Genomic DNA, 12384 nt, shown 5'->3' with positions numbered 1-12384 from the left:
CCGCGTTGTGTGGGTTTGTGTCTTGTGGGGAGTGGCACTGGCGGCCTGGACCTGCTCAGTGATCGCCGGTGTATGGGCGCACGGGGCGTGGCAGTGGCTGACGCCATTCGCCCAGCGCCGAGAGGAGGAACTGGCGGGCGAGAGAACGTACTTCGTCCCATGCTCGATCGGTGGCCAGGGCGTTGGCCCGGAGGCCGCCGCAGCAGTCGGCATCGATCTCACCGAGACGACGGCCGATGGCCTGAAGACCCTGCACATCCTTGTGTGTGAGGGCCCCGCGCTCCATGAGTCCTTTGGGCATGCGGCACAGGAGTTCCGCCTCTTCAACGACGGATTCCGTCTCCAGCTCACGCTCGCCCAGCCAGGCAAGCTGGACCTGGGCGTCGGCTGCGAGGAGGGCCATATATCGCAGCGTCCAGGTGCGCAGTTGCGCATCGCCGAGCTGGTTCATAGAAGCTCCACCCTCTTGAAGTGGCTGGTCACGCGACTCCGCTGACGTCCGGCATCCGGATGTCCAGCAGCACCGCGTCCGGCCGCTTGGCGGCGGACCGTCTCCATGGTGTCGCCCCCGCTTGCGGTCGCGTCGACCTCGATGTCCTCGGGCGCGTCGACCCTAAAGCCCCGAAGTGCCTCCGCGGCCCCGACCAGCGGCAGCTCCAGCCACACGGCGGGGTATCACCCTCCAGTCGGCAGGACACCGCAGCCTTCCGCCGGATGCTCCATGGTCGGCCCGGTCTCCAGCCTGAGCGGTATGACACATCACACGGACTCCCCGCAGGCCCTGCGTCGGATAGTGGTCAATGGTGACTGCTGTGATGGCGTACGGTGGGGGTACCGACGCGGGGTGGAGCAGCTCGGTAGCTCGCTGGGCTCATAACCCAGAGGTCGCAGGTTCAAATCCTGTCCCCGCTACTGCTGGACAGGGCCCGGATCCACATGATCCGGGCCCCGTCGCGTTCCCGGGAGGATTCCACGTCCGGCTCCCTCCGGGAACGAGATCGGCCGCCGGAGCGCCTCGCCGCCTACTTGAGGTGATCAACCTCAGGCCGTTCTCGCTCGGCTCTCTGCCGGGTCGGGACCACGCTGCCACAGCTGGCTCAGCTCGCAGGCGCGCCCCTTGTGTAGGCCGTCACCCCTGCGGGGTGATGCTCAAGGACCGGATGAGCTGGGCCAGTTCTTCACGGAAGAGCTTTTCCGGGCTGAGGGCCTGGGCCTGCAGGTGGCCGTAGATCTCCAATGACACCAGGCCGTGCAGGTGGCTCCAGATACGCAGGGCGAGGGCCACGGCGGCCGGGGGCAGGTCGGGGAAGGCCGGGCGGACCTTGCCGAGGAGACCGGCGTCGAAATCGGACCACTCGAAGTCGCTGTCCGCGTAGCGGGGTTCGGCGTGCGGCCAGGCGGCGGCCGCCAACGCCGTGATGCCGGTGCAGACACGGTGGGCGGCGTCCGGGGCGGCGCCGCCCTCGGGGGGCCGGTAGCCGGGCACGGGGTCACCGTAGATGAGGCGGAAGCCTTCGGGGTTGGCCAGCGCCCAGTCCCTGAACGCGCAGGCCCATGCCTGGATCCGGGCGGCAGGGTCCTGGGCGGGGGCCGCGTCCCAGGCGGCGTCCACCGTGTCGGCCAGCGAGGTGTAGACGTTGTTGATCAGCGTGGTGACCAAGTCGTCACGGTTGGCGAAGTAGCCGTAGATGGCGTTGGCCGTCATGCCCATCTCGCGAGCGAAAAGAGGACGGCACGGGCAACCACCAGGGGAGAGCCATGCACATCGGAGTCATCGGGGCCACGGGCGGCATCGGCAGTCGCGTCGTCACCGAAGCGCTCGGCCGGGGGCACCACGTGACCGCCTTCAGCCGCGATGCCACGCAGATCGACGAGGACCGGAAGAACGTCGTCTGGCAGAGCCTCGACGTACTCGACGCCGACGCCATCGCCGCCGTCCTACCCGGCCTCGACGTACTGATCAGCGCGTTCCAGCCCGGAAACGCCGCCAAGGACATCGCCGACACGGTGGCCCGCTCGATCGCCGATCCCACGGTGTACGCCACCGCCGCGCGAGCACTCCTGAAGGCGCTGGAGAGCCATCCCCGGACCCGGCTCATCGTCATCGGCGGCGCCGGCAGTCTGGAGATCGAACCCGGACTCGTACGGGCCGACTCGGACCAGCTATTGCACGAAACCCTCGACTCGATCGGCCTGCCGAGGGAGTACATCGCCGCGGTACGCGGCCACCGGGACGCCCTGGACGTCCTGCGCACCTCCAATCGGTTGTGGACCTACTTCAGCCCCGCGGAGGACATAGCACCCGGCGAGCGTACGGGCCGGTTCCGGATCGGCGGCGATCAGCCCGTACTCGACGCGGACGGGCGCAGCCGCATCTCGATGGAGGACGCCGCCGTCGCCCTCGTCGACGAGGCGGAACTGCCCCGCTTCGTGCAGCGCCGCTTCACCATCGGCTACTGAACCGACGCCGGCGGACCAACGCGGCAGCTGTGCCCTGACAGCGCGGTGCCGGGGTGGTACTGGCCGGGTGCGGACGCACACATGTTCGCGATCCCAGGGGGAAGTCCATGGACTTCCCCCTGGGAGAACGTTCTCTCCGACGTCGCCCTGCTGAGTCTGCGGGCGTTGGTCTCGATCTCCAGAAGTCGGGGTTCCCGGGCCAGGTCAAGGCAGAGCAGGGGAGCCCACGATCAGGACATGCCCCCGAACAGCGTCACCGGGCCGGGATGGGCTGGGTGAGGTTCACGGGGTTGCCGTCGGGGTCCTGGATGTGGGCGACGCGTTGTCCCCACGGCATGTCGTTGGGGCCACTGCGGACCGAGCCGCCCAGCGCCTCCACCCGGCCGAGCGTCTCGTCGACGTCGTCGACACCGATGCTGAGCAGGATCCGCGGGGCCGCCCCGGTCCCCGGATCCGTCTTGGCCACCAGCCCGAGGTCGGTGTCGCCGATGCGCAAGCCGACGTAGAAGGCAGGGCCTTCGGCCGGCACCCGGAAGATCTCCTCAGCGCCGAACAATTTCGTATAGAAGCCGCGCAGAACGTCCTGGTCGGCAGTCAAGATCACTGGCTGGATGGTGGACATGGCACTCCTGTCGAGAACGGTCGTGTCGCTGGGTAGACCGTTCGAGGACGGTGAATTCATCGGCAAAACCACCCCGCCGGACGATCTACAGCACAGCCTGCCGCCCACGACCAGCACGAGCACCCGAAACGAGGTCACGCCACCCCGCTGACCAGCCACTTCAAGGTGGCGTTGGAGAGTTGACCCCCTTTCAGGGGTGCGCGCTGTGCATCTGTGCCGAAGGAGGCTTTGAGCATGGATACGCATTCACCGGCGTTCAAGAGGACTATTGCGTCCTCGAAGCCTTCGTGTGCTTGCTGGGTTGGGCTCCGGAAGACGGACTCGGCATTCTCGCCGATGTAGAAGTGCGAGGACGCGATGCTTACCACGCCGCTGACGATGTCCATGCCCTGACCGTTCGGTTCGTGAGGGGGCGTCAGCGGCCATCGCGCGGCCGTCGGCGCGCAGGCGTTGTGCTGGTCGTGCTGCTTGAGGTGCCTTGGTCGGGACGTTGATGCCGTGGTCGCCGGCTTCGGCCGCCCCGGCTGCTGCAGTTGTGGCGCCGTCGAAGGCCGCCACGACAAGATCAGGATGTTGGGGCGGCAGGTACTTGGTCGCGCCGAGGGATCTGCTGCGCGAGCGTGTTCTCCTCGCCGTGCGAGGCGCTTCGTGATCGCGGTTTCGGTGGCCCTGCTTGGCTTTGGCAGTCGAAGTGAGCCGCAGTCACGGGGCGCGCACCCGCGGCGTCATGGTGGTGTGGGGTCGGCGGGCCGAAATCGGGGCCGAGGCGGCGGATGGGCCGGATCGGGACAACTCCTGTCGGAGTCTGGTGCGGAACAGGGTCGTTGCCCATTGCTCTCTGGTGAGGGCCGATTTCACCGTGTAGCGTCGCGGTTAGCTGTCGTGGTTCGCAGTACCTGCCCGCGCTTTGGCGCGGGCGCTTTGCTGTGCAATGCCGGACCAGGGCGATCACCTCCAGGGCCGCGTGGTGCGGTTCCTGACGTCGACTGAGAGGCATCAGCATGGCCAGCGGAACCGTCAAGTGGTTCAACGCGGAGAAGGGCTTCGGTTTCATCGCCCAGGATGGTGGCGGACCGGACGTCTTCGCGCACTACTCCAACATCAACGCCTCCGGCTTCCGTGAGTTGCAGGAAGGCCAGGCGGTGACCTTCGACATCACCCAGGGCCAGAAGGGTCCGCAGGCGGAGAACATCACGCCCGCCTGACCCAGGGCCTCCCTGGGGCCGGGGCCGGCGCGACCTCCTGCGAGTCGCCGTGCAGTACAGCGCGGCGACGGCAGGACACTGTCGGGCCGGCAACGGTTCACCGCCCCCGTATGACCGGGTACGGGCCTACGGCGTTGGCGAGGCTGTGGTCGATGATCTGCTCGGCCAGATCGAGATCAGCTTCGCGTCCACGGGCGGCACGTCATCTCCATCTGGTCGCAGGAGAGCCACCAGGACCCGTCTGACAGGCGGCACCTGCATGTGGGCGTGGATGACGTCGGGCCGCGCCCTGCCCCATGCCCGCGCGGGGTACGCGCGTAGGGGGCGTCGGTGCGGAACTCCGCTTGCTGGGTTGGGCTCCGGAAGACGGGCTCGGCATGCTCGCTGATGCAGAAGTGCGAGCACGCGATGCTGACCACGCCGCTGACTGTGTCCATGCTCTGACCGAATGAGCCCGTCACGCTTACCGTGTTCGGTTCGTGGGGGCCGTCAGCGGCCATCGCGCGGCCAGCGGCGAGCAGGCGTTGTCCTGGTCGTGCTGCGTGCGGAGCAGGCCGTTCGAGGTCGGGCACTGATGGAGGCCGGCCTGAGGCCGCAGCCCCGGCCCAGCGCGCCCTTGTTCACCGGCTTCTGCTGCCGCTGCAGGTTGGTGCTGTCGAAGTCCGCCACGCCAAGATCAGGATGACAATATGCTATTGAGAGTAATGAATTTTTACAATTTGTGATAGATACGTCCTGTGTCGCGCGTGGAGGGTCCACATGCTGGGGGTTCCGGTAGGGCTCTCTCGCCGGAACGCTCGCTGCTGGCGTCGGCCGTCAGGGATCCCGGGTTCCTGCCCGAGGTTCTCGCCGATTTCGCTGTCCGCCGTGTCGGTGCGGGCGTGCCCGAGGCTGTCGCCGGGCTTCGGCGGGATCATCCGAACGCCTCCGAGGCGGAGCTGCGGGCCCTCGTGGTTGCTCGGGGCCGGCGGGCCGTGGTGTCGCAGGGATCTGTGGTGGGCGGCCCGTTCCTCGTGCTCATTCCCGTCGCGTTCTGTGCGGCGCTGCTGCGTCAGGTACGCACAATCCTGGAGCTGGCTGCCCTCAGCGGCCGCGACCCCACGGCGGGCGCCCGCGCCGGGGAACTCCTTGTCCTGCAGGGCGTGTACGAGGACATCCGGCAGGCGCAGGAGGCGCTCGCTCGGAGGGGACGCACCCCCGGCGCACCCACCCGATTCAGGCGATGGGTGAGCGTGTGGGCTGTCACCGTGCGCATGGCTTACCTCCTCGGCTTGCTCACGCCGGGGGGTGAGAGTCAGGCCGCGGGCCGGCGCGTACGCCGGGTCGCCGTCCAGGCCTGGCGGTGGCTGCTCCTGGTCGTGGTCTTCCTGGTCGGACTGGTCGCCCCGCTGGTCTGGCTCCCGTACATGGCGGCGGCCTACCAGCGCGCTGACGCCCGCCTGGCAGAGCGTGTCCTCGACTACTACTTCGCCGACACCGCAGCCGCCTCCCACCCCCGGATCTCCCGCTTCGAACCGGGTGTCGCGGCGGCTGCGGTCCGCGCGCTCCTCTCCCTCCTCGTGCCGCTCGCCCTGACCGCCGTGACCTTCCTGACGGGCCTGCGCCTCGCTGACAGCCGATGGCCGGTGCTCGGTATCGTCCTGGCCGCGGCGTCCACCGCGGTCGGCGCGCTTTGGTACTGGCGGCGCCACCGGCGCAGTTGACCGCGACGACGTATCCGGACGGCAAGCACCGGGCTGCCGCATTTGCCCGCCGCCGCGCCCGCCGACAGCGGCCTACTTCGGAAACATGGCTCCGTACGCCCCTGCCCCAGCGACCTGTCCGACGCCCTGAGGACGGCGTCTTTGAGCGCCGCGCCGGCCTGCCAGCACGATGTTGGTCATGGCAAGCCCTGGCAAGCCCGCGACCTGACCCAGCTGCATCTGAAGGCCGACCATGGTCGGTGCCGCGCTCACCGTAGGGACGGGGACGGAACGGGCCTGAACGAGGCCACCGGAGGAGATCACCTCGCGCGTGCCGCCAAGGCCTGTACACAGCGTGACGCGCATTGGTTCTGACATGCAGTCAGTGCAGCGCTTCGCGGCTATCCCGCGGCCACCGGCGCGGAGTGGAGTTCGCGTACCAACTGCGGGGTGAGCAGTTGGCCGGCGCGGTCGGCGAGGACGGCCATCTCGTAGCCCACCAGGCCGACGTCGCACCCTTCGGCGGCGAGGACGCCGAGGCAGCTGCCGTCGCGGATGCGACCGACCATGAGGAAGCCACCGAGCATTTCGATCATGACGAGCTTCATGCCGTGGAACCCGTGGGCCGTCGCCGCGTTCTGGGCGAGGCTGGTGATGCCGGAGACAACCGCGGCGAGGTGGTCGGCGCGATCTCGGCCGAGGCTGTCCGAGGCGGCCATGAGCAAGCCGTCGGAGGAGACGGCGACGGCGTCGGTGACACCGTCTGCGGTGCGTACGAAGTCCGAGATGAGCCAGCCGAAACTCTGGACGGTGGTGGTCACGATGACGCTCCTTGTGTGGTGCCGGCTTCCGCACGGGCGACACCTGCTCGGAACCCGTTGAGCAGGGAGGCGACAGCGGGCCTGGCGGGCGGGGATGGGGAAGAGACGTCCTCCACGGGTGCGAGGAGGCGCTTGGGGAGGGCGAGGAGTGCGGACAGGCCGCCGCCAGTGGTGTCGAAGAGGTGGACTTGGGTGCCTTCACCGAGGCGGTGGGTGAGCCGGCCGACGACGAGGAGGCCGAGAAACCGGGTGGGCGCGGCGAGGAAGGCTTCCTCGCCGGAGTCGGAGAGGCGGGCGTTGGCATGTGCCCGGTCGGCCTCGGACATGCCGATTCCGTGGTCGACGACAGCGAAGCAGTACATGTCGTCCTCACTGTCGTACCAGCCGTGCACCTCGACCGGTTCGGTCGGTGGCGAGAAGGTCAGCCCGTTCTCGATGAGCTCGGCAAGGAGGTGGGCGACATCGGCGACTGCGTGCCCGCGCACCTGTACCGGCTCGACGGTCGCGATCAGGACCCGCCGGTACTGCTCCACTTCGGCGACAGCGGACTGGACGACCTCCAGGCCATTGGCCGGTGCTGCCGTGGGCCGCGGGGGATTCTGCCCGGCGAGGACCAGCAGGCTTTCGGCATTGCGCCGCATACGGGTGGCGAGGTGGTCGAGTTCGAAGAGCTCGGCGAGGGCGTCCGGGTCGAGTTCCTGCCGTTCCAGCCGGGTGATGAGGCTGAGCTGACGACGCACGAGGTTCTGATTGCGGCGGCCGAGATTGGCGAGTGATTCGGTGGTGTTGCGCCGCAGGCCGGCCTGCTGAGCGGCCAGGTGGAGGGCAGTGTGCTCCACCTGGTGGAGGGATGCCGCGACCTCGGCGATCTCCGCCGCGCCGCCCAGCAGTCGCGAATCGGGATGGTCCGGCGCGTCCGCCGACGGGAGGAGTTCCACGTGGTCCTGCGGCGAGCGCTGGATACGGGCGACGGTTGCGGGCAGCCGATGTCGTGCTACGTGATGTGCGGCCTCGGCGAGGGCGCCGAGCGGGCGGGTGAGGGATCGGGAGGCGAAGGCGGCGAGGCCGGCGACGAGGGCGGACATGAGCATTCCCGCGACGAGATAGGCGGCGAGTTCCTTCTCGGCGTTGTGCCTCAGCTGTTCGGCGCGGTCTCGTACGTCGTCCCCCACCGACTGCTGGGCGGCGTGCAGATCATCGACGAGCACGGTCATGGCGTCCCACCAGGTGCCGGGGTCGGCAGACAGCGCGGAGCCGTCGGCGGCGTCTTCCGCTCGGTTCTCGTAGGCGGCGGCGCGTTCGGCGCTCTCGGTTCCGAAAGCGTTCTTCAGCGTCGCGCGCTGGGGTTCTGTGGCGACCTGCCGGAAGCGGGCGAGGGCGGCTTCGCGTGTGGCGCGTACCTCGGTGAAGGTGAGGTACTCGCCGTTGCGGAAGGCGCCTGCGGCGAACACGCCGTTGAGGTAGCCGCGTTCGAGAGCGACGGATTCCTTGGCTGCAGCCAGCTCCCGCAACGCTGCCAGCCCGTTGCGCAGTTGGCGGTCGGAGCCCGTGGCGGTCTCCGCCACCGGATCGACGGCGTTGAGAGCCTCGACGGCGGCGGTGTAGTAGGTGAGGGTCGCGGCCGGGGCGGCTGTGTCCGCGTCGGCAGCGGCGCGGATGTCAGCGAGGCGCTGCAATTTTTGCTGGATGACCCCCTGGACGGCATCCTCCCGGCGCATGTCGTGAAGTGCCGCGTCAACGCGCTTGCGCACAGCGGTGAGCGGGGCGCGGAACTCCTCCTCACCACCCAACAGGCCATTGGTCAGGCCACGTTCACGTTGCAGTTGATGCACCAAGGCCTGGACGCGCAGGCTGAGGCCAACCTCGGCACGAGTCGTCCGGGCGTCGCCGAGCGCCTCGGCGCGGCCGTGCACGGCGTAACCGGCCACAGTCAGCAGCAGACAGATCGGGATCGCAATAACCACCGTCACACGGCCTTTGATGCTGCGCCAACCAGGCATCGGCCGACGGCCGGGAGCGCTGCGGCCACCGCGGCGGAGCTCTGAGCTGACCTTGCCCGAAATACCCATGCCGATTGCGCCTGGCCTGCCGAGCAGCTGCCGTAACGGCTCCCACACCTTCATACGTCACGAAGCTAGTCCGACCGCGGCGCCGGGCGGTTTCCGAACGGTTAGGCCGCGTGGGAAATTCAATTGCGCCGCCCTCACATCACCTGCCAGGACACTGTGATGGCCGGCCTGCGCCGCAACGCTCGTACCCCCTCGCGCTCCTCGGCCTCGGATGAGCACGAACCGTACCTCACGCGAGGACGTCGAAGCTCTGGCTCCCGGACCGGCGATGACAGGGACCACGGCTGCGCTGTCAGTGAGCTGAAGTATCCTTCCCGCCGCCGCACATCGACTGGGAGGACCAAGAGAATTGACTGGCCTGTCTGCTTTCCCGCTGCCCTTTCATGCTTCCCGTTCCATATCATTCGCGACACCCCGAACGCTGCGGGAACTTCAGATGATGCAGTGCAGCGCACACATTCGGGCGAAGCCGGGGTGGTTCGACAAGATGAACGACGCCGACATCGTCGCCAGGTGGACGCAAGAAGCGGTCGCCCAGGGCCTCACCGAAGCGCAGGTTCGCTACGTGCTTGCCGAACTCGCGCATTACGCCGCACTGCGGGACGGACAAACCGGTGTCGAGGTGTCCGCCGTCGACGGGGTGTGGCAGTCGGACACCCTGGTCGACGACGAGCTCAGATCCCGGCTCCGCGAGGCGGTTCGGGTTCTGGAACAGGTCCCCGAAGCAGAACAGGACTGGCATCCCGGATCCGACGGCCAGGTACTGGATCTGGTTCATCCCTCACTGTTCTGCCTGGTGCGCGAGGTGAGCGGCGCGCCCGAGCGAGCGTGGCAGAACCCGACGGACCGCTATTCGCGGTACGAATTCTCGGAGAAGTTCCAGTGGCTGCCCACGGACGTCGACGTCAGTGACGACGGCGATGTCGCCTTCCACTCATACGTCAACAACGTCCACCCCGATACCCATCGCGAACTGGCCTCCGTCCTACCGGACTTGTTCGGGCGCCTGCGCCCGCTGCTGGAGAACGTGCTCACCGATCTGCGCCATCCGCGCCCCCTGCGGATCGAGGCCGATCCTTACGGGTGGTACGACTCGGAGCCGGAGTATCCGGACAAATCTTCCTACAGTGACAATGAGGCCTACAAGGAAGCCCTTCATGCATGGGAGCAGGCTCAGGACGATTGGTGGGAAAACCGCCGCCCGGTGATCCCGGACGCCCCGGCCTTCACCCCGCCCGAGGTGCCCGATGACTCCGCCCGAGTCGACCTTCGCGGCCGCCGTCTCCAAGTCATCGTCAAGCTCGCCACCATTCATCTCACCCCGGACAAGCCCGAGTACTCCGGCGGTTCCTGGCATGTCGAGGGGATGATGAACGAGCGGATCGTCTCGACCGGCATCTACTACTGGGACAGCGACAACATCACCGAAAGCCGGCTGAGTTTCCGGGCGGCACTCGACGACCCGAGCTATGAACAGAACGACGACAACGGTCTGCGTGAGGTCTACGGCCTGGAGGACGAAGACGCCCTGAACCAGGTGCTGGGATCGGTATCGACGCCGGCGGGCCGCTGCCTGGCGTTCCCGAACATCCTGCAACACCGCGTCGGCTCATTCCGCCTGACGGAACCCACCCGCCCGGGATATCGCAAAATTCTCGCGTTCTTCCTGGTCGACCCGTCGGAAAGGATCGTCTCGACCTCCGATGTGCCACCGCAACAGCCATGGTCCGACACCTCGACCATGACCCTGGAGCAGGCCAAGAACTACCGTGAACAACTCATGCAGGAACGCAAGTTCTTCGTCGACGAACACAACGAGCAGCTCTACGAACGAGAGTTCTCCCTTTGTGAGCACTGAACCTCTTCTGTCCTGAATGCGTGCAGGTCAGGAGGGCGTGTACGGCCTGGACGATGGTGCCGATGCGGCGGCTGGAGCTCTGGCCCCGGAGCGGTCGCCAGGTTTCAGTTGTCCACGACGATCGTGTCGCAGCGCCACATCGGGCCGTCGATGGTCTCGTCGGGCCCGGGGAAGTTGGGTATGCCCCATGCGGCCGAGGGACTAGACGGCAGATCCCAGGCCGAGCAGTGCGCGGCGATCCCGTGGGGGGCTCTATGAGCGGTGCTGAGTGGGCTGCGTGGGTTGGCTCTTTGGGTACGATCGCCGCTATTGCGACAGCCGTGGGAGTCGGCTTGGTCCAGCTTCGGGCGCAGCGCAGAATGAGCGCGATCGAGCGGACCATCGTGCTGCATGAAGTACTCACGACTGGCGAGATCGGCAACGCACGGGGCCGGCTGTCCAGGCATATGTGGCGCACCGCCAAGGCAGCCGGCGGCGAGGCCGTCGCATGGCAACCGTGCTGGCAGGAACTGGTGGGGGAGCAGTACATGCACGTCCGGGGCGGTGCCGACTTCTCGATCTACCCGCAGGACATGCAGGCATCACCGGGGGAGACGCCGCTGCGTGACCTCTACTCGGTCCTGTGGGCGTTCGAGCGGATCGCGGAAGCCGACCGAAGTGGCCTACTCGATCGGGAGCTGACGCGGAGCATGCTGGCCGCCCACGCGGTGTGGTGGGCGGTGATGTGCGAGCACATCACTGTGGATCAAACGCGCTTCGTTGCAGGACTGAATGACCTTGCCGCAAGGTATTCCACCGAAGATCTGGCAGCCTGGGCGCGCTCCAGCTTCCTGCAGACAACGCAGCCTCTCCCTGGCCCGCCCCGGCCAACAGGGCGGGCGTGATGCCGCCCGCCCAACTGGTCCATGGCGTTGTCCGCCGCGATCGTCCCGTTGAGGTTGCGTCAGGTCCGGGCCGCTGACCCTCGCCTCGGTGGAGGTGGCAGAGGAGACGCTGGTGAGCGTGCCGACCTGTTTGCCGTGGCCACTGCGGACGACCTGCTGGTCGGGCGGTGGACCGGCCTGCCCAGCATCCTCGATCCGTTCAAGCCCTATCCGCACCAGCGGTGGGCCGAGGGCTGCATAGTTGCCCGCCTGTTCGAGGAGCTGCGTGAGTGCGGATACGCGGGCGGCGTAGGTGTCGTGCGCAGGTACGTGCAACCAGCTCCGCGAAGCCTTTCCCCACGACGGTCCGCCCCGCCGAAGCCCGTCCGTGCGAGAGGTGACCGGCTGGCTTACACGCCGCCCCGACCGCCTCGACGACGACCAAGTTCAACAGCTCAAGTCAATTCTCTCCCGCTGCCCCGCACTTGAGCGGACCAGTCAACACCTGTGGGCCTTGGCCGAGTTGATGAACAACCGCCCGGGCGCGCAACTCGGGCAATGGATCGACCGTGTCCAAAAAGACGACCTGCCGGCCCTGCTCGGCTGCGTCACCGGTCTCGGGCAGGACCTCGACGCCGTCGTCGCCGGGCTCAGCGTGCACTACAGCTCCGGCGCCGTCGAGGGGCACAACAGCAAGTTCAAGATGCTGAAGCGGCAGATGCTCGGCCGTACCAACTTCGACCTGCTCCGCAAACGAGTCTTTCTGACGGCCCGAGCGCGTTCATGATCGCGGTGGTGGTGACC

At 67.7% G+C, this 12384-nt stretch carries 12 protein-coding genes, 1 tRNA gene and 1 pseudogene; 7 read left to right on the top strand and 7 right to left on the bottom strand.

Annotated elements, in window-relative coordinates; all coding sequences use genetic code 11:
- Window positions 1–55: 55 nt before the first annotated feature.
- Window positions 56–451: a hypothetical protein gene (locus tag OHT76_RS01145; protein WP_328868798.1), complete on the bottom strand. Its 396-nt coding sequence runs from the start codon at window positions 449–451 to the stop codon at window positions 56–58.
- Window positions 452–838: 387 nt separating this feature from the next.
- On the opposite strand from OHT76_RS01145, the gene OHT76_RS01140 reads away from it, so the two are divergent.
- Window positions 839–912: transfer RNA gene (locus OHT76_RS01140), tRNA-Met, on the top strand.
- A 217-nt stretch (window positions 913–1129) separates the two neighbouring features.
- On the opposite strand, the gene OHT76_RS01135 is transcribed toward OHT76_RS01140, so the two are convergent.
- Complete coding sequence (locus OHT76_RS01135; RefSeq protein WP_328868797.1) at window positions 1130–1705, bottom strand: TetR-like C-terminal domain-containing protein; 576 nt, start codon at window positions 1703–1705, stop codon at window positions 1130–1132.
- A 53-nt stretch (window positions 1706–1758) separates the two neighbouring features.
- Here OHT76_RS01135 and OHT76_RS01130 point away from each other — a divergent pair, with 53 nt between their 5' ends.
- A complete protein-coding gene (locus tag OHT76_RS01130) occupies window positions 1759–2460 on the top strand; it encodes an NAD(P)-dependent oxidoreductase (RefSeq protein WP_328868796.1) in 702 nt (233 codons plus the stop codon).
- A 253-nt stretch (window positions 2461–2713) separates the two neighbouring features.
- Here the strand turns inward: OHT76_RS01130 and OHT76_RS01125 are convergent, their stop codons facing one another.
- Complete coding sequence (locus OHT76_RS01125; RefSeq protein ID WP_328868795.1) at window positions 2714–3082, bottom strand: VOC family protein; 369 nt, start codon at window positions 3080–3082, stop codon at window positions 2714–2716.
- A gap of 134 nt (window positions 3083–3216) precedes the next feature.
- Window positions 3217–3468 carry a hypothetical protein gene (locus tag OHT76_RS01120; RefSeq protein ID WP_328868794.1) on the bottom strand — a complete coding sequence of 84 codons (252 nt, stop codon included), beginning with the start codon at window positions 3466–3468 and terminating at the stop codon, window positions 3217–3219.
- A 615-nt stretch (window positions 3469–4083) separates the two neighbouring features.
- On the opposite strand from OHT76_RS01120, the gene OHT76_RS01115 reads away from it, so the two are divergent.
- Complete coding sequence (locus tag OHT76_RS01115) at window positions 4084–4287, top strand: cold-shock protein (RefSeq protein WP_037751662.1); 204 nt, start codon at window positions 4084–4086, stop codon at window positions 4285–4287.
- Window positions 4288–5168: 881 nt separating this feature from the next.
- Window positions 5169–5990 (top strand): hypothetical protein, encoded by an 822-nt coding sequence (locus OHT76_RS01110; RefSeq protein WP_328868793.1) that lies wholly within the window; start codon window positions 5169–5171, stop codon window positions 5988–5990.
- A gap of 380 nt (window positions 5991–6370) precedes the next feature.
- Here OHT76_RS01110 and OHT76_RS01105 read toward each other — a convergent pair whose 3' ends face one another.
- Complete coding sequence (locus tag OHT76_RS01105) at window positions 6371–6790, bottom strand: roadblock/LC7 domain-containing protein (RefSeq protein ID WP_328868792.1); 420 nt, start codon at window positions 6788–6790, stop codon at window positions 6371–6373.
- Window positions 6787–8760: a sensor histidine kinase gene (locus OHT76_RS01100; RefSeq protein ID WP_328868791.1), complete on the bottom strand. Its 1974-nt coding sequence runs from the start codon at window positions 8758–8760 to the stop codon at window positions 6787–6789. The genes OHT76_RS01105 and OHT76_RS01100 overlap by 4 nt, the downstream gene beginning before the upstream one ends.
- Window positions 8761–9208: 448 nt before the next feature.
- Between OHT76_RS01100 and OHT76_RS01095 the strand changes: the two genes are divergently transcribed.
- Window positions 9209–10717: a DUF4246 domain-containing protein gene (locus OHT76_RS01095; protein WP_328868790.1), complete on the top strand. Its 1509-nt coding sequence runs from the start codon at window positions 9209–9211 to the stop codon at window positions 10715–10717.
- Between the two features lie 10 nt (window positions 10718–10727).
- Here OHT76_RS01095 and OHT76_RS01090 read toward each other — a convergent pair.
- Window positions 10728–10823, bottom strand: a pseudogene (locus OHT76_RS01090) (IS5/IS1182 family transposase); the annotation flags it as partial.
- A gap of 253 nt (window positions 10824–11076) precedes the next feature.
- Between OHT76_RS01090 and OHT76_RS01085 the strand changes: the two are divergent.
- Together OHT76_RS01085 and OHT76_RS01080 are read left to right on the top strand one after the other, a co-directional pair.
- Window positions 11077–11601 (top strand): hypothetical protein, encoded by a 525-nt coding sequence (locus OHT76_RS01085; protein ID WP_328868789.1) that lies wholly within the window; start codon window positions 11077–11079, stop codon window positions 11599–11601.
- A 367-nt stretch (window positions 11602–11968) separates the two neighbouring features.
- Entirely contained in the window at window positions 11969–12367 is a 399-nt protein-coding gene (locus tag OHT76_RS01080; protein WP_328868788.1) for a transposase, read from the top strand.
- The last annotated feature ends 17 nt before the right edge of the window (window positions 12368–12384 follow it).

This window comes from Streptomyces sp. NBC_00287 (assembly GCF_036173105.1).
Lineage (GTDB): Bacteria > Actinomycetota > Actinomycetes > Streptomycetales > Streptomycetaceae > Streptomyces.
This window is presented reverse-complemented; position numbering and strand designations above follow the sequence as displayed.

Bases quoted from the DNA above. Each gene is read 5' to 3' on its own strand.
- OHT76_RS01145 (WP_328868798.1), bottom strand. From the start codon at position 451: ATGAACCAGCTCGGCGATGCGCAACTGCGCACCTGGACGCTGCGATAT.
- OHT76_RS01135 (WP_328868797.1), bottom strand. From the start codon at position 1,705: ATGACGGCCAACGCCATCTACGGCTACTTCGCCAACCGTGACGACTTG.
- OHT76_RS01130 (WP_328868796.1), top strand. From the start codon at position 1,759: ATGCACATCGGAGTCATCGGGGCCACGGGCGGCATCGGCAGTCGCGTC.
- OHT76_RS01125 (WP_328868795.1), bottom strand. From the start codon at position 3,082: ATGTCCACCATCCAGCCAGTGATCTTGACTGCCGACCAGGACGTTCTG.
- OHT76_RS01120 (WP_328868794.1), bottom strand. From the start codon at position 3,468: ATGGACATCGTCAGCGGCGTGGTAAGCATCGCGTCCTCGCACTTCTAC.
- OHT76_RS01115 (WP_037751662.1), top strand. From the start codon at position 4,084: ATGGCCAGCGGAACCGTCAAGTGGTTCAACGCGGAGAAGGGCTTCGGT.
- OHT76_RS01085 (WP_328868789.1), top strand. From the start codon at position 11,077: ATGAGCGCGATCGAGCGGACCATCGTGCTGCATGAAGTACTCACGACT.